The organism is Streptomyces sp. NPDC027185 (assembly GCF_055567035.1).
Map to the genome: position 1 here is coordinate 742,285 of NZ_JBVHRF010000004.1, position 16,021 is coordinate 758,305.

At 73.5% G+C, this 16,021-nt stretch carries 14 protein-coding genes; 5 read left to right on the forward strand and 9 right to left on the reverse strand.

Going from position 1 to position 16,021, the window contains the following annotated elements; all coding sequences use genetic code 11:
- Nucleotides 1-66: 66 nt before the first annotated feature.
- Nucleotides 67-1,263, reverse strand: coding sequence for an acyl-CoA dehydrogenase family protein (locus ACZ4M8_RS17040; protein WP_467607901.1), 1,197 nt, complete (start codon nucleotides 1,261-1,263; stop codon nucleotides 67-69).
- Between the two features lie 131 nt (nucleotides 1,264-1,394).
- A complete protein-coding gene (locus ACZ4M8_RS17045; RefSeq protein ID WP_467607902.1) occupies nucleotides 1,395-3,017 on the reverse strand; it encodes an MFS transporter in 1,623 nt (540 codons plus the stop codon).
- A gap of 214 nt (nucleotides 3,018-3,231) precedes the next feature.
- Between ACZ4M8_RS17045 and ACZ4M8_RS17050 the strand changes: the two genes are divergently transcribed.
- Both ACZ4M8_RS17050 and ACZ4M8_RS17055 read left to right on the forward strand, forming a co-directional pair.
- Entirely contained in the window at nucleotides 3,232-4,422 is a 1,191-nt protein-coding gene (locus ACZ4M8_RS17050; protein WP_467607905.1) for a hypothetical protein, read from the forward strand.
- A 337-nt stretch (nucleotides 4,423-4,759) separates the two neighbouring features.
- Nucleotides 4,760-5,785, forward strand: coding sequence for a phosphatase PAP2 family protein (locus ACZ4M8_RS17055; RefSeq protein WP_467607908.1), 1,026 nt, complete (start codon nucleotides 4,760-4,762; stop codon nucleotides 5,783-5,785).
- 99 nt (nucleotides 5,786-5,884) lie between these two features.
- Here the strand turns inward: ACZ4M8_RS17055 and ACZ4M8_RS17060 are convergent, their stop codons facing one another.
- Nucleotides 5,885-6,100, reverse strand: a complete 216-nt coding sequence (locus tag ACZ4M8_RS17060; RefSeq protein ID WP_467607911.1) for an I78 family peptidase inhibitor — start codon at nucleotides 6,098-6,100, stop codon at nucleotides 5,885-5,887.
- A gap of 554 nt (nucleotides 6,101-6,654) precedes the next feature.
- Between ACZ4M8_RS17060 and ctaD the strand changes: the two genes are divergently transcribed.
- Nucleotides 6,655-8,337 carry an aa3-type cytochrome oxidase subunit I gene (gene ctaD, locus ACZ4M8_RS17065; protein ID WP_467607914.1) on the forward strand — a complete coding sequence of 561 codons (1,683 nt, stop codon included), beginning with the start codon at nucleotides 6,655-6,657 and terminating at the stop codon, nucleotides 8,335-8,337.
- A gap of 7 nt (nucleotides 8,338-8,344) precedes the next feature.
- On the opposite strand, the gene ACZ4M8_RS17070 is transcribed toward ctaD, so the two are convergent.
- The 3 genes from ACZ4M8_RS17070 to ACZ4M8_RS17080 form a co-directional block, all read right to left on the reverse strand.
- Entirely contained in the window at nucleotides 8,345-9,220 is an 876-nt protein-coding gene (locus ACZ4M8_RS17070) for a hypothetical protein (RefSeq protein WP_467607915.1), read from the reverse strand.
- Nucleotides 9,217-10,473 carry a glycosyltransferase family 4 protein gene (locus ACZ4M8_RS17075; RefSeq protein ID WP_467607917.1) on the reverse strand — a complete coding sequence of 419 codons (1,257 nt, stop codon included), beginning with the start codon at nucleotides 10,471-10,473 and terminating at the stop codon, nucleotides 9,217-9,219. The genes ACZ4M8_RS17070 and ACZ4M8_RS17075 overlap by 4 nt, the downstream gene beginning before the upstream one ends.
- Before the next feature lie 296 nt (nucleotides 10,474-10,769).
- Nucleotides 10,770-11,309: a transglycosylase family protein gene (locus ACZ4M8_RS17080; protein WP_467607919.1), complete on the reverse strand. Its 540-nt coding sequence runs from the start codon at nucleotides 11,307-11,309 to the stop codon at nucleotides 10,770-10,772.
- A 417-nt stretch (nucleotides 11,310-11,726) separates the two neighbouring features.
- On the opposite strand from ACZ4M8_RS17080, the gene ACZ4M8_RS17085 reads away from it, so the two are divergent.
- Both ACZ4M8_RS17085 and ACZ4M8_RS17090 read left to right on the forward strand, forming a co-directional pair.
- Nucleotides 11,727-12,518 (forward strand): hypothetical protein, encoded by a 792-nt coding sequence (locus tag ACZ4M8_RS17085; protein WP_467607922.1) that lies wholly within the window; start codon nucleotides 11,727-11,729, stop codon nucleotides 12,516-12,518.
- A 119-nt stretch (nucleotides 12,519-12,637) separates the two neighbouring features.
- Nucleotides 12,638-12,973, forward strand: coding sequence for a hypothetical protein (locus tag ACZ4M8_RS17090; RefSeq protein ID WP_467607923.1), 336 nt, complete (start codon nucleotides 12,638-12,640; stop codon nucleotides 12,971-12,973).
- 58 nt (nucleotides 12,974-13,031) lie between these two features.
- On the opposite strand, the gene der is transcribed toward ACZ4M8_RS17090, so the two are convergent.
- The 3 genes from der to cmk form a co-directional block, all read right to left on the reverse strand.
- Nucleotides 13,032-14,495 (reverse strand): ribosome biogenesis GTPase Der, encoded by a 1,464-nt coding sequence (gene der / locus ACZ4M8_RS17095; protein ID WP_467607926.1) that lies wholly within the window; start codon nucleotides 14,493-14,495, stop codon nucleotides 13,032-13,034.
- Between the two features lie 88 nt (nucleotides 14,496-14,583).
- A complete protein-coding gene (locus tag ACZ4M8_RS17100; protein WP_467607928.1) occupies nucleotides 14,584-15,240 on the reverse strand; it encodes a lysophospholipid acyltransferase family protein in 657 nt (218 codons plus the stop codon).
- On the reverse strand, nucleotides 15,237-15,971 hold the full coding sequence (gene cmk, locus ACZ4M8_RS17105; RefSeq protein WP_467607931.1) for a (d)CMP kinase: 735 nt from the start codon (nucleotides 15,969-15,971) through the stop codon (nucleotides 15,237-15,239). Before cmk ends, ACZ4M8_RS17100 begins: the two co-directional genes overlap by 4 nt.
- Nucleotides 15,972-16,021: the final 50 nt, after the last annotated feature.

Consider the following 16,021-nt stretch of genomic DNA (forward strand, 5'->3'; position numbering starts at 1 on the left):
GCCCTCCGCCTCTCACTGTCCGGACACGGGCGGCGGACAGGCTCTCCGCCCGCCGCCCGCTCCCCGTCAGCGGAACGCGTCCAGCCCGGTGAGCGCCTTGCCCAGCACCAGCTGATGCATCTCGACGGTGCCCTCGTAGGTCAGCACCGACTCCAGATTGGTGGCGTGCCGCATGACCGGGTACTCCAGGGAGATGCCGTTGGCGCCCAGGATCGTGCGGGCGGTGCGGCAGATCTCGATGGCCTCGCGGACGTTGTTGAGCTTGCCGAAGCTGACCTGCTCGGGGCGGAGCCGCCCGGCGTCCATCCGCCGCCCGAGGTGGTGGGCGAGCAGGACGCCCTTGTGGAGTTCGACGGCCATGTCGGCGAGCTTGGCCTGGGTGAGCTGGAAACCGCCGATGGGCCGGCCGAACTGCTCGCGGGTGCGCGCGTACTCCAACGCCGCCTCGAAACTGGCGCGGGCCGCGCCCATGGAGCCCCAGACGATGCCGTAGCGGGCGTGGCTGAGGCAGCTCAGCGGCCCGCGCAGGCCCCGGACCTCGGGCAACACCGCGTCGGCCGGGAGCCGGACGCCGTCCAGGACGAGTTCGCTGGTGACCGAGGCGCGCAGCGACCACTTGTGACGGATCTCGGGGGCGGCGAAGCCGGGGGTGTCGGTGGGGACCACGAAGCCGCGGACGCCGTCGTCGGTGGCGGCCCAGACCACCGCGACCGACGCGACCGAACCGTTGGTGATCCACATCTTGCGGCCGTCGAGGATCCAGTCGGAGCCGTCGCGCCGGGCGTGGGTGCGCATCCCGGCGGGGTCGGAGCCGTGGTCCGGTTCGGTCAGCGCGAAACAGCCGATGGCCTCGCCGGACGCCATCCGCGGCAGCCAGTGTTGCTTCTGCTCCTCGGAGCCGAAGCGGTGGATCGCGTACATGGCGAGCGAGCCCTGCACGGAGACGAGGGAGCGGATACCGGAGTCGGCGGCCTCCAGCTCCAGGCAGGCCAGTCCGTACTGGACGGCGGAGGCGCCGGCGCAGCCGTAGCCGGTCAGGGACATGCCCAGCGCGCCGAGGGAGCCCAGTTCGCGGGCGAGGTCGCGGATGCCGGGGAGTTCGCCGCGCTCGTACCAGTCGGCGATGTGCGGCAGGACGCGGTCGGCGGCCCAGCGGCGGACGGTGTCGCGGATCGCGCGGTCCTCGTCGGTGAGGAGGTCGTCGAGGCCCAGCGGGTCACCCGCGTCGAACGGCGGGAGCGGCGAGGAGGGCGTGGCGGACATGGCGGGGCCTCCGGCAGATCGGCGAAAAACTAGCAGTGGTAGTTACAGCGCGGTCCGACGGTACGGCGCACCCCGCCGCGCGGGCAAGAGCCGACGCGGCGGGGCGGAAGGAAGGGGAGAAGCGCGGGCCGTCAGCCGTGGGTCCGCGCGGCGGCCGGCTCACTGTCCAGACCGGGGGCGTTGTCCCCTTCGGCGCGCTCGGCCAAGTCCGCGGCGCGGCGCGGCAGCCGCAGCGCGATCGCCGCACCGGCCAGCAGCAACACCGCACTGGCGACGAGCGTGATGTGCAGTCCGCGCACGAAGGCGTCGCGGGCCACCACCCGCAGCGCCGCCCCGGCCGGACCGTCGAGCGACGCCGCCACCTTGTACGCCTCGCCGAGCGAGTGCGACGCGGCGGCCGACTCCCGCGCGGACACCCCGGCGACATGGCCGATCCCGGGGGCGTAGGCGGCGTTCATGACACTGCCCAGGAGCGCGACGCCGATCCCCGCGCCGAGCTGGTAGGACGTCTCGCCGATCGCCGCCGCGCCGCCCGCCTGCTCCGGCGGCGCCTCGCTGAGCATCGACTCGTACGCGCCGAAGAGCGTCGACTGGAAGCCGAAGCCGAGGAGGACGAAACCGGCGCAGAGCAGCCAGAAGCGGTCGTGCGCGTTCATCGCGGTCAGGCAGAGCACCGCGCCGGCGGTGAGCACGAAACCGCAGGAGACCATCGTGCGCGGGCCGAGGACCTGGAGGATCCGGGAGCCGGTGAGGCCCGCCACCATCGCCGCGAAGACCAGCGGCAGCATTCGCAGCCCGGTCTGGAGCGGCGAGAGCCCGAGGACCAGCTGGAGGTACTGCACGGCTATCAGCTGGAGACCGACCAGCGCCAGCATCGCCAGCACGATGCAGCCGACGGAGGTGCCGAACGCCGACCGGGCGAAGAGCCGCATGTCGATCAGCGGGTGCTCCCGGCGGCGCTGACGCCGGACGAAGAGGACCAGCAACACGGCGCCCAGCACGATCGGGCCGAGCGTGGTCACCCCGAGCACGGCGGTGCCGCCGCCGATCCGCTTGACGCCCAGGACGACGCCGAGCACACCGAACGCCGCGATGACCGCGCCGACCACGTCCCAGGGGCCGTTGCGCTCACCCCGCGACTCGGGCAGCAGCCAGCGGCCGATCAACAGCATGACCAGCATCATCGGGATGTTGATGAGGAAGACCGAACCCCACCAGAAGTTCTCGACGAGGAAGCCACCGAGCACCGGCCCGACGGCCGCGCCCACCGCGGCGACCGCGCTCCACACCCCGATGGCGACGGCCCGCTCCCGGCGGTCGGGGAAGACCTGCCGCAGGATCGACAGCGTGGCCGGCATGATCATGGCGCCGCCGATGCCGAGCAGCGCCCGCGCCGTCATCAGCACCTGCGGATCGGGCGCCAGCGCCGCCAGCGCCGACGCCGCGCCGAACAGGCCGTAACCCAGCAGCAGGATCCGGCGCCGCCCGACCCGGTCACCGAGCGTGCCGAAGAGGATCAGCAGCGACGCCGCGATCAGCGGATAGACGTCGACGATCCACAGCAGCTCCACCGGCCCCGGCCGCAGGTCCTCGGTGACGGAGGGCACGGCCACGTACAGGATCGTGGTGTCCAGCGCGACGAACAGCAGGCTGACGCAGAGCACGATGAGTACGGTCCAGCGGTTCGCGCCCCCGCCGGGCAGCCGGGGAACGCCGGCCGTCCGTCCCGTACCGGAAGGGCTCGTCCCGGTCATGCACGTACCTCCCTGTCAGGCACTCGCGGCCGCGGACCGGGGCACGAAAAAGCCCCGGGTCGAACCGGCGGCACGGGCGAGTTGAGACGTCAGACTACGCGAGTGGGGAACGGTGTCGTGAGGCTCACCTCCTGATGAGACGCGGATCGCAGGGCCCGCAGTTGCCCGCCCGGGGCCGGTACGGCGCACACCGGACACCTGGATAATCGTCCGGATGAACGATCTCGCCTCGGCCGCCGCCCCCGGTCGGACGCCGTGCCGCCCCGCCGCACGGGCCGCGCTGCGCCGCGCACTGCCGGGTCTGGCGGCCTTCGCGGCGATCCGGCTGCTGGGCTGGGCGGTCCTCGCCGTCTGGTCCGCCGCACGGGGCACGAGCTGGCACACGCTGCTCACCGCCCGCTGGGACTCCCTCTGGTACACCCGCGTCGCGGAGCTGGGCTACGGCTACACCGTCCCGCTCCCCGACGGCGGCTCCCACTCCAACCTCGCGTTCTTCCCGCTGCTGCCCTGGCTGGAGCGGCTGGGTTCGGCGCTCACCCCGCTCTCCCCCGCCGACGCCGGGATGGCCGTCGCCTGGCTCTCCTCCCTCGCCGCCGCCTGGGCGCTGTACGCGACGGGCGAGCGGCTGTACGGACCGCGCGCCGGGATCGCGCTGGCCGCGCTGTGGGGCGCGCTGCCGATCGGCGTCGTGCAGTCGATGGCGTACTCGGAGTCGCTCTTCACCGCCCTCGCGGCGTGGGGCGTGTACGCGGCGTGGACCGGGCGGTGGGTGTGGGCCGGGGTGCTGGCGTCGCTGGCCGGGCTGACCCGGCCGGTCGGCGCCGCCGTCGCCGCCGCCGTGTGGCTGACCGCCGCGGCGACGCTCCGTACCGACCGGGCGGGCGGCGCCGGCCTGCGGTCGAGCCTCGGCCGCCACCGCGGTCTGGTGACCGGTGTCCTGCTCGCGCCGCTCGGCTGGTGCGGCTACTTCCTGTGGGTCGGCGCGCAGCGGCACAGCCTCACCGGCTATCTCGACGTCCAGGGCGCCTGGGGCAACGGCTTCGACGGCGGTCTCGCCTTCGGCCGCTTCCTGTGGGGCCTGCTGACCGGCCCCGGCTGGGCCGCCGGTCTCGGACTGACCGCCGGGGTCGCGCTGGTCCTCGTCCTCTACGTGACGGGGGTGCGTCAGGGCCAGCCGCTGCCGCTGCTCACCTACTGCGGCGTGGTGGTGTTCCTCGCGCTCACCGCGAAGGGCTTCTTCGGCTCCAAACCGCGGCTGATGCTCCCGGCGTACCCGCTGCTGCTGCCGCTCGCCGCGGCGCTCGCCCGGTGGCGCCCGCTCCGCTCCGGCCTGCTGATCGGCGCGGTGGCGGCGGGCTCCGCGCTCTACGGCGCGTTCTGGCTCAACGGCACCGGCCCGCCGTGACCGGCCCCGCGGGCACCCCGGCGGCGGACCGCCCCCCCGCTCCACGGCCGCACGCACCGCCCCTCCGTGACCGGACGGCACCCCTCCGTGACCGGGGCGGCCCGGGGGAAACGGCGGGCGACGGGCGCACCGCACGCGGAGAAACAACCGTGGCGAAAAGAAGATAAAGCTCTCGCCGAAGTGCGGTGCACGGATCGGACGGGAATCCGATTCCCCGTTAATTCGGTTCCGATTCCCCGCCGCCCGGTAACTTCGCGGGCACATTCCACATCACATCGTCATTACAAAGCGCACGGTCTGACCAGGCGCCTACATCACACGCGGTAACGTCGATTGAGTGCGTACCGATGAGAAGCTGGACCAGAGGGAGGGGCACCCGCCCGATCGCGCCCGACCACGCATGACCCCGACCCGCCAATGGCTGTTCTGGGGCACGCTGGCGGTGTATCTCGTGATCGTGGCCGGAGTGCTGGCCTCCACCTGGCTGGTCACCTTCGACTGGCAGGTCATGTTCTTCCGGCCCTACAAGCAGTGGCCGTCGATCCATGCCTTCCTCGACTACTTCGTCGTCCTGGGGCAGCGCGGTCCCACGGCGGTCGCCGTGGCGGCGTGGCTGGGCTGGCGCTGCTGGCGCCAGCGCAACCTCCACCCGCTGCTGGTCCTCGGCGCCTCACTGCTGCTGCTGAACATGACGGTGGGCGCCGCGAAGATCGGCATGGGCCGCCTCGGACCGCACTACGCGACGGCCGTCGGCTCCAACGAGATGTGGCTCGGCGGCGACATATTCCCGTCCGGGCACACCGCGAACGCCGTGGTCACCTGGGGTGTGCTGGCGTACCTGGCCACCACCTCGCTGCGCCGCAGGACGCTCTCGGTGATCGCCGCGCTGGGCGCGCTGGGCGTCGGCATGACGACCGTCTACCTCGGTACGCACTGGGTCAGCGACGTCCTGCTCGGCTGGGCCGCCGGACTGCTGGTGCTGCTGGCGCTGCCGTGGATCGAGCCGGGGATCATCTGGGTGGAGGACCGCCTGATGGGTTACATCCTGCGGCTGTGGCTGCGGCTGCGCCCCGATTCGCTGCGCGGCCCGCTGCCGGCCGCCGCGCCCGCCGGGCTCTCCCCGCAGCGCGTCACCCCGGACGGCGAGGTGGTGCGCCGCGACGCCGTCCCCTCCGGCCCGTCGGCCCGCTCCGGTACCGCCCGCACGCCGGACGGCCGCCCGCACCACCCGGCACGGCCGCACATCTCCCGCGCGGAGCGGGCGCCGGTGACCCCGGCGGGCAGCCGCCGGCCGCCGCACGCCGACCGGCTGCCGCGCACCACCCCGCTGAGCCCGGTCACCGGCCGCGGTCCGGGCGGCTAGCCCACCCCGCGGGGCCGGTACGCACCTCCGCCCCGCCACGAAGGCCCCGGCCGCTCCTGTGAGCGGCCGGGGCCTTCGCCGTTCGTCCGCGGGCGCTCCTCACCCCCGCCAGCTGCGGCGTACCCGGCCGTCCTCGATCTCGAGGTTGAGCCGTCCGGCGCGGTACTCCATGGTGATCAGCGCGCCCGGCGACAGGGCGCGGACGGTGCTCCAGCCGCGCTGTCCGGCGCGCTCCTCCGCCTCCTCCCGCGCGAGGCCGACATACGCCTCGGGATCGTCGTCGGGGCCGTTCGGAAGCTGTGGTTCGGGTGCCATGTCTGCCACGGTAGGCGCAGGCGGCGACACGCGGAAGGGCGTTCGGTTCCGCGCTCCGGTCTCCTCACAGTCTTTCATTGGTCACACTTGTGTCACGGCGGGCGGCTCGGCGTTTGCGGTAACTTCCGTCACTCCAACGCGCCGTACACCGGCGCATCCGGGTGGAAAACAAAGCGCCCGCCATTACACGGGGCGCGAATTCCGGACAACCATCCGGGTGTTTTCCGCGGATGACCGCACACGGCCGGAATTCCCCCTCGGCCGGCCTCCGGATTCCCGGCCCCCGCGATAATTCACCGGAGCCGCCTGCCCGCGAAATGAGACACATTCCACACACACTTTTCGCACATCGGCCCTCCGGTCAGGCACCGCACCGCCCGCCGCGCCCCCGGCGCCCCCCGCGCCGCCGCCCACCGCGCCGGTGCGGGCGAATCCCACCGGAACGGACCGGAGCGCCCCCTCGCTCCCTCCCGGTACCGCGCGCATCATGTGGCCCGTCCCCCGGTCCGGACTCCCCCCGGCGCCGGTCCGCCCCGACGAACGAGGTGCAGCGTATGGGTACCGACACCGCGCCCGCCGTCCGGCCGGTCCGGGCGCGGCGCCCCGGACGGGTGCTGGCCGACTGGCTCTCGACGACGGACCACAAGCGGATCGGGTATCTCTACCTGATCACCTCGTTCGGGTTCTTCCTGGTCGGCGGGGTGCTGGCGCTGGTGATGCGGGCCGAGCTGGCCCGGCCCGGTCTCCAGCTGATCAGCGCCGAACAGTTCAACCAGGCGTTCAGCATGCACGGCACGATCATGCTGCTGCTCTTCGCCACCCCGGCGTTCGCGGGCTTCGCCAACGCGGTCATGCCGCTGCAGATCGGCTCCCCGGACGTCGCCTTCCCCCGGCTGAACGCCCTGTCGTACTGGCTCTACCTCTTCGGCGGGCTGATGGTCCTCGGCGCGTTCCTCACACCGGACGGCGGCCCGTCCTTCGGCTGGACGGCGTACGCACCGCTGAACTCGCCGGTCCACTCCCCCGGTATCGGCGCCGACCTGTGGGTGATGGGGCTGGCGCTGGCCGGGTTCGGGACGATCCTGGGGTCGGTCAACTTCGTCACCACGATCATCACGCTGCGGGCGCCGGGCATGACGATGTTCCGGATGCCGGTCTTCACCTGGAACATCCTCTTCACCTCGGTGCTGGTGCTGATGGCGTTCCCGGTGCTGGCGGCGGCGCTGCTGGTGCTGGAGGCGGACCGGCGCTTCGGGGCGGTCGTCTTCGAGCCGCAGTGGGGCGGGGCGCTGCTGTGGCAGCACCTCTTCTGGTTCTTCGGGCACCCGGAGGTCTACATCATCGCGCTGCCGTTCTTCGGCATCATCACCGAGATCATCCCGGTCTTCTCCCGCAAACCGGTCTTCGGCTACGTGATGCTGATCGGCGCCACCATGGCGATCACCGCGCTGTCGGTGATGGTCTGGGCACACCACATGTTCGCCACCGGCGCGGTGCTGCTGCCGTTCTTCTCGCTGATGTCGTTCCTGATCGCGGCGCCGACGGGGGTGAAGTTCTTCAACTGGATCGGCACGATGTGGCACGGTTCGCTGTCGTTCGAGACACCGATGCTGTGGTCCGCCGGCTTCCTGGTGAGCTTCCTCTTCGGCGGGCTGACCGGCGTCATCCTCGCCTCACCGCCGCTGGACTTCCACGTCACCGACACGTACTTCGTCGTCGCCCACTTCCACTACGTGGTCTTCGGGACGGTGGCGTTCGCGACGTTCGCGGGCTTCTACTTCTGGTGGCCGAAGTTCACCGGCAAGCTGCTCGACGAGCGGCTCGGGAAGATCCATTTCTGGACCCTCTTCACCGGCTTCCACCTGACCTTCCTCGTCCAGCACTGGCTGGGCGTCGAAGGCATGCCGCGCCGCTACGCCGACTACCTCGCGGCGGACGGCTTCACCGCCCTGAACACGCTCTCCACGACGGGCGCGTTCCTGCTCGGCATCTCCACGCTGCCGTTCCTGTACAACGTCTGGCACACCGCCCACCACGGCGTCCGTACGGAGCTGGACGATCCGTGGGGCTTCGGGCGCTCGCTGGAGTGGGCGACGTCCTGCCCGCCGCCGCGGCACAACTTCACCACCCTGCCGCGCATCCGCTCCGAGTCACCCGCCTTCGACCTGCACCACCCGGAGGTGGCCGCCGGCGCCGCCCGGCGGGCCGCGGCGGCCCACGGGGAGCCCCGGAGCTGATGCCCCGTCAGTCGGTGGTCTCCGGGCCCGCGACCCGCAGCGCCAGATCGTTGTCGAGCGTGTAGTACGGACCGACCCGCACCTCCGCGCCGGACGCCGCGACCGGCATCGCGGGGTAGGCGAAGACCTGCTTCTTGTCCGCGACGTCGTCCAGCAGCCGGCCGATCCGCACCGGCGGCGCGCCCTCGGCCGGCACCAGCCACAGGTCCCACGGCTCACTGCCGCCGCGCCAGTGCCCGGCCGGGCCCTCGTACGGCAGCGTGAAGGAGAAGCAGGCGCCGTCGGCGGTGAGCGGGACGGTGACGGTGGCGCCGCCGGCGCGGCGGGAGCGGGCCTCGACATGGGCGCCCGGCCCCGGCAGCGCGCCGTAGAGCCGCCCCTCGGCGGTCATGCCGGCGCGGTCCACCAGGATGTCGCCGGCCTCCGCGTGCGGTCCGCGCAGCCAGCTGCGCAGGGCCAGATTGCCGAGCTTGGTGGTGTACGGGATGCGGACGCCGAGGCGGCCGATCCCGGCGAGCGGCCGGCGGTCCACCAGGGAGCGCAGGTCGTTGAGGCCGGGCAGCAGGCGGCGCGGGGCATGGCCGTCACCGAGGTCGGCGTAGACCTTCCAGCGGCCCTCGGCGAGCGCGACGGTGCTGGGCAGGACGGCGCGCAGCCCGCCCTCGCCGTTCGGCCCGAGCGGCAGCCGGACCTCGTCGGCGTCCGCACCGCGCAGCCGCAGCACCAGCGCCGCGCTCCAGGTGGTGCGGACGTCCGGCGGCGCCGCCAGATCGAAGGTGAGGCCGCCCGCGGAGTCGGCGATGCAGTCGGCCGTCAGTCCGGGCGGAGCGCCGCCGGTGCCCTTCGCGGAGCCCGCGGCGGGCGGTCGCGTGGAGGTGTTCATACCGTCCGCACCCCTCTCAGTGCGGCGCTCGCCGCGTCCTTGGTGGCGTAGGCGCCGCTCAGCAGGGCACCGCGGGTACGGTGCAGCGCGCCGCGCAGGCGGTTGCCCCGCTTCTCCGCGAGCAGCTGCCCGAAGAGGGCTTCGTACCGCGCGGCGATCCGGGCGGGGTCGAAGCGGGCGGCGGCGGTGAGCGCCGCGCGGCCCATCCGGCGGCGCCCGGCGTCGTCGTCGATCAGTGAGAGCAGCGCCCCGGCCATCGCGCCGGGGTCGTTCACCGGGACGAGTCTGCCGTCCACGCCGTCGTCGATGATCTCGCCGGGCCCGTGCGGGCAGTCGGTGGCGACGACGGGCAGACCGCAGCGCATCGCCTCCACGATCGTCATCCCGAAGGACTCCAGGCTGGAGGAGACCGCGGCGATCGAGCCCTTGGCCCACTCCGTCTCCAGGGGGTTGGCCGGGCCCATCAGGAAGACGTGGTTGTACAGGCCCAGCTCGTCGATGAGGGCGCGCAGCGCGGCCTTCTCGGAGCCGCCGCCGTAGATCCGCAGCCGCCAGTCCGGACGGGCCGCCGCGACCTCGGCGAACGCCCGGATCAGCACGTCGTACCGCTTGACGCGGGCGAGCCGCCCGGCCGCCACGACCCATTTGCCGGTGGCGTCGGCCGGGGCGAGACCGGGCGCGGGCACGCTGTTGGGCACCGCCTCGACGCGGACACCGGGCAGCCGCAGCCGGCGGTAGGCGGCGGCGTCCGCCTCGGTGACGGTGGTGAGCGCGTCCAGGCGCGGGTAGACGCCGCGCAGCGCCAGCCGCAGCGCCCGGCTGTGGGAGTCGAGGGTGAGGTGCTCCTGCCCGACGCGGACCACCCCGCGGCGGGTCTGCCGGGCGATGTGGACGTTGAGCCCGGGGCGGGTGCCGACGACGAGGTCCGCCTCGATACGGCGCAGATGCCGGGCGATACGCCGGTCCGTCAACTCGCTGTACTGGCCGAAGCGGCCCTCGGCGGCGGGGAAGACCTTCGCCGCCCGGCCGAACGCCGGGTCTCTTCCGTCGTAGGCCGGCGAGTCCTCGCGCAGATCCACGAGGTGGCGCAGCCGGACGGCGGGGCCGAGGCCGAGGACGGGGGTGTCACGGTGGCGCAGCACGGAGACGATCTCGACGTCGTGGTGCGCGGAGAGCGCGTGGGCGAGGTTGAACGTCGTACGGATCGTCCCACCGATGCCGTACGCGTTGTGAATCAGGAATGAGATCTGCATCCGTCCCGTATCCCCTGGCTTCCCGGTCGCCCGCGCGCCGGATCGTGTCGCGGACGCGGTACGCGGCCTCCCGGGTGGACGGCGCCGCGCGGGCGGGCCCGCGCGGACGTGACCGGAGACCGCCGTGCGTCCGACTGCTGAACGGTTTGACCGGGCGGAACGGTTCCAGGTTGAGGGCTTATGCCAAGTTGTTCAGAGAAAGTTAGGCCATCGGTAGCGATATGACGGAACCTGCGGCGCCGATTCGGCATCAGCCCCCGTCAGTACGGGACGGCTGCCCGGCCGCCCGGGAACGGTCAGAGGGCGCGCGGGTCCGGCCCGGCCGCCCCGGCAGCCGGTACCGCTCCCCCGCCCGGGACACCGGCTTCCCCGGTGGCGGATGACGCCGTCGGCGGTTCCCCGTAGCCGTGGCCGCTCAGCCCGTAGCGCCGGGAGCAGACCGGCCACGCGTCCCAGCCCTGGGCGGCGAGGACCTTCTCGGCGACCGCGGTCTGCGCCGCGCGGGGGGCGAGGTCGGCGCGCGGGGCGTGCGCGAGGCCGCCGTACGCCTCCCAGGTGCTCTGCCGGAACTGGAGCCCGCCGTAGTAGCCGTTGCCGGTGTTGAGCTGCCAGTTCCCGCCGCTCTCGCACTCGGCGACGCAGCCCCAGGGCCAGCCGTCCGCGGCACAGGCGGGCGGGGGCCCGGCACCGGGCACGGGCTCCGGCCCCGGGTCCGCCACGGCGGACGGGGCGGCGGCGAGCGCGAGCAGCAGCACGGCGGCGGCCGGCGCACCGCGGCGCACCGGGCGGCGGCGCGGCGTGACGACGGGTTCCGGGACGTCCGGGGTGACGGGCATCGCCGCACCGTAGGCGGCCGTCCCGGGCGGCGCCCGCCGCCACGCCCGGCCCCCGGCGGCGCCCCACCCGGTCGGCGGCGCCCGGGGCGTACCGGCTTCGCGGCGTACCGGAGCGCCGGGGCGGTACGGGCCCCGCCCCGGGGACCGCGCGACCGGACGCCGGACGCCGCGCCCGGCCGGCCCGCCCCTGCCGCGCCGCCGCGCCCCGGTCCGCCCCGGAATGTGCGCGGCCTCTGGCGTCCGGCGACCGTTTTCGGTACTCCATTCCCGTGTGCGGTGATCGGTTCGATTCCGTGCCGGTCCGCGCGTGACTCCGGCCGCCGCTCACCCGTTGTCCATGTCGGCGAGCCGGGGACGACCCCGGCCCCGTACCTGCCGGGGTCCCCCGGCACCCCCGCACAGATCGAGGAGCCCCCCGTGCCGCGCATGCTCGACGTCAGCGACGACGTTCGCGCCGAGATCGGCGACGAAGAAGCCGACCGACTGCTGGCCGGTGGAGACGCCCCCGGCAGCTACGACTGCACCTCCTGCCGCACCCCGGGCGACAGCGAGCAGGAGCGCACCAGCACCGTCCTGTTCGTCGGCGAGGAGACCGCGGTGCTCGCCTTCGCCCACGCCACCTGCATCCCCTCGCAGGTCGTCTCGGTCTCCGAGGAGCAGCTCAAGGGCGCCGTGCAGTCCATCACCGCCGCCCAGCGGTCCGGGAGTGCGCCCACCCGCCCGGTGCCGGTCAGCGAGCGCCAGGCGACGCTCGGGATCACCTGCGGGCTGGTGCTGGTGGCGGGCGAACTGCGGGCGGCGCTGGTCGTCGAGCCGGACGGCCCGATCGCCCGCCCCGGATCGGTCAGCCTGGACGACGACTTCCTGCCGCTCCTGCTGGAGCAGGGCTTCCACCCGGTCACCGACATGGACGTACTGCCCGCGCCGAACCCGGGCTGGTCGGCGCTGCTCGCCATGGGCAAGCTGCACGCCGTGCTCCAGCCGGGCAACACCGGCAGCCAGGCCGCCTGGTGGCAGGCGCACCAGCCGCTGGCCGTGTCCGACGGCTGGCGGGCCGCCGCCACCAAGGCGCAGTCGGTGCTGATGTACGCCGCACCGGCCGGCGCCATCGGCCACCAGCCGCGGGAGGACCTGATGCGCCAGGCGATGGAGAAGGCCGCGGCCCGGGGCGTCCTGGTCGCCGGTGAGATGCCGCTGGCCGGCACCTGAGCTTCCGCGCCCCGCCGATCGCGGGGGCGTTCCCGTACCACGTACCGGGAACGCCCCCGCGATCGGTCATTTCGGGACCGGAGCCGCATCCCCGGCGATCCGGGTTCGTTGGTGCAGACGTGCACCCCTATGACCCCTTCTCGCGCCCCCGTCCCCCGCAGCAGATCCCCGGGATGCGTCCGTCGCAGGATCCCGGCACCACAGGCAGCGGCCGTTCGGCCACCCCGATCTACGACGCGCTGTACGCCGAGTACCGGCGGGCGTTCCGGGCGTTGCCCGGCGACCGCACCGGCGAGGAGGAACAGCCGGGTACCGGTCACGGCGGCAGCAGCTGGAGCCGCACCGCCGCCTCCCCCGGCCAGTGGGAGCGTGTCGCCCGCCAGCCCTACCGGCCGCGCGGCGCCCTGCCCGCACTGCCGCCGGGAAAGCACGGCGCCCGGCCGCACGACCGCTGAGCCGTGCGGCCGGGCGCCGCCAGGAGCGGGGCCGGACCGTACGGCCCGGCCCCCGCCGTCACTTCTTCTTCTGGCTGCGCTTCTCGCGCACCCGGACCGAGAGGTGGATCGGCGTGCCCTCGAAGCCGAACTCCTCGCGCAGCCGGCGCTCGATGAAGCGGCGGTAGCCCGCCTCCAGGAAGCCGGAGGCGAAGAGGACGAACCGCGGCGGCTTGGTGCCCGCCTGCGTGCCGAAGAGGATGCGGGGCTGCTTGCCGCCGCGGATCGGGTGCGGGTGGGCGGCCACGATCTCACCGAGGAAGGCGTTCAGCCGGCCGGTGGGGACACGGGTCTCCCACCCGGCGAGCGCCGTCTCGATCGCCGGGACCAGCTTCTCCATGTGGCGGCCGGTACGCGCCGAGACGTTGACCCGCATCGCCCACGGCACCTGCACGAGGTCCCGCTCGATCTCCCGCTCCAGGTAGAAGCGGCGCTCCTCGTCGAGGGTGTCCCACTTGTTGTACGCGATGACCAGGGCGCGTCCGGCCTCCACGGCCATCGTGATGATGCGCTGGTCCTGCACGCTGATCGACTCACTGGCGTCGATCAGGACGACGGCGACCTCGGCCTTCTCGACGGCCGCGGCGGTACGCAGCGAGGCGTAGTAGTCGGCGCCCTCCTGGAGGTGGACACGGCGGCGGATACCGGCGGTGTCGACGAACTTCCAGGTCGTGCCGCCCAGCTCGATCAGCTCGTCGACCGGGTCGCGGGTGGTGCCGGCGAGTTCGTTGACGACCACGCGCTCCTCCCCGGCGACCTTGTTGAGCAGCGAGGACTTGCCGACGTTCGGGCGGCCGATCAGGGCGATGCGGCGGGGGCCGCCGAGGGCGGCGCCGAAGGTCTGCTCGGGCGCCTCGGGCAGCGCGTCGAGTGCGGCGTCCAGCATGTCGCCGGTGCCGCGGCCGTGCAGTGCGGAGACCGGGTGCGGTTCGCCGAGCCCCAGCGACCAGAGCATCGCGGCGTCGGCCTCGCCGGAGGGACCGTCGACCTTGTTGGCGACGAGCACGACGGGCTTGCCGGAGCGGCGCAGCAGCTTGACGACGGCCTCGTCGGTGTCGGTCGCGCCGACCTTGGAGTCGACGACGAAGACGACCGCGTCGGCCGCGTCGATGGCGAACTCGGCCTGCATCGCCACGGAGGCGTCGATGCCGAGGACGTCCTGCTCCCAGCCGCCGGTGTCGACGACCTTGAAGCGGCGGCCGTTCCAGTCGGCCTCGTAGGTGACGCGGTCGCGGGTGACGCCCGGCCGGTCCTCGACGACCGCCTCGCGGCGGCCGATGATGCGGTTCACCAGCGTCGACTTACCGACGTTGGGGCGGCCGATGACGGCTAGGACGGGCAGCGGGCCGTGGCCGGCCGCCGCGATGTCCCCGCCGACCTCCTCGGGGTCGAAGCCCTCCTGCGCGGCGAGCTCCATGAACTCCGCGTACTCGGCGTCGCCAAGCGCACCGTGCTCGTCGCCGGTGTCGATCTGGTCGTTCATGAAGTCCGTTCCTCGTCCTGCTCACTGTGCGGCGTCGCCGCGTGGCTTCTCATCGGCGGGCCGCGTCGGTCCGCCGCTCAAGTGTCGGTCAGCGCCCGGTCAGGCGCCTGGCGTTTTCCAGGTGGGCGGTGAGCCTGCCCTGGATCCGCACGGTCGCCTCGTCCAGCGCCTTGCGGGTGCGCCGCCCCGAGCCGTCGCCCGCCTCGAAGGCGTCACCGAAGACGACGTCGACGCGGCCCCGCAGCGGCGGCACCGCCGGGGCGATACGGCTCCTGCGGTCGGCGGAGCCGAGCACCGCTACGGGGACGACCGGCGCGCCGGAGCGCACCGCGAAGTACGCGAGTCCGGCCCGCAGCGAGGCGAAGTCGCCCTCGCCCCGGGTGCCCTCCGGGAAGATGCCCAGCACACCGCCGTTCGCCAGCACCGCGAGGGCGTCGGTGATCGCCTTGCGGTCGGTGGTGGCGCGGTCCACCTTCAGCTGGCCGATGCCGCGCAGGAACGGATCCAGCGGGCCGATGAACGCTTCCTTCTTGATCAGGAAGTGCACCGGCCGGGGCGCCGTGCCCATCAGCATCGGGCCGTCGAGGCCGTGCGCGTGGTTGACCGCCAGGATCACCGGCCCGGCCGACGGCACCCGCCAGGCGCCGAGCACCCGGGGCCGCCACAGGCCGTACATCAGGCCGATGCCGATCCGCCGGCCGACCGCGGCGCCCGCCTCGCTCGGGGCCACGTCGCTGGTGGTCACCGGGCGTCCCGCCCCGCCTTCGCGGCGCCCGCGCCCTCGATGAGGGTGACGACGCACTCGATGACCTGCTCCAGCGTCAGCTCCGTGGTGTCGACCTCGACGGCGTCGTCCGCCTTCGCCAGCGGCGAGGTCTTACGGGAGGAGTCGGCGGCGTCGCGCTTGATCAGGGCCTCGCGGGTGGCCGCCAGATCCCCGGCGTCCTTGCCCTTCAGCTCACCGCTGCGGCGGGCGGCGCGCGCCTCGGCGGAGGCGGTGAGGAAGATCTTCAGATCGGCGTCGGGCAGCACCGTGATGCCGATGTCGCGGCCCTCGACGACGATGCCGTGCGGCGCCTCGGCGGCGATGGAGCGCTGCAGCTCGGTGATCCGGGTGCGCACCTCGGGCACCGCGCTGACGGCGCTGACCGCGGAGGTGACCTCCTGGGTGCGGATCGGACCGGCCGCGTCGAGACCGTCGACGGCGATGGTCGGGGCGGCCGGGTCGGTGCCGGAGACGATCGCGGGCTTGCCGCTGGCCTCGGCGACCGCCTGCGCGTCGTGCACGTCGATGCCGTTGCTCAGCATCCACCAGGTGATCGCGCGGTACTGGGCGCCGGTGTCGAGGTAGCCGAGGCCGAGCTTGGCCGCGACGGCCTTGGACGTGCTGGACTTGCCCGTGCCAGCGGGGCCGTCGATGGCGACAATCACTGCAGCCGGGGCGGTCCGGGCGGCGGTTTCCACGGTGGTGAACACCTTTCTGGTCTACACGGGGCGGGGGTCCACGGGCCGAATGGCCTCCGTCA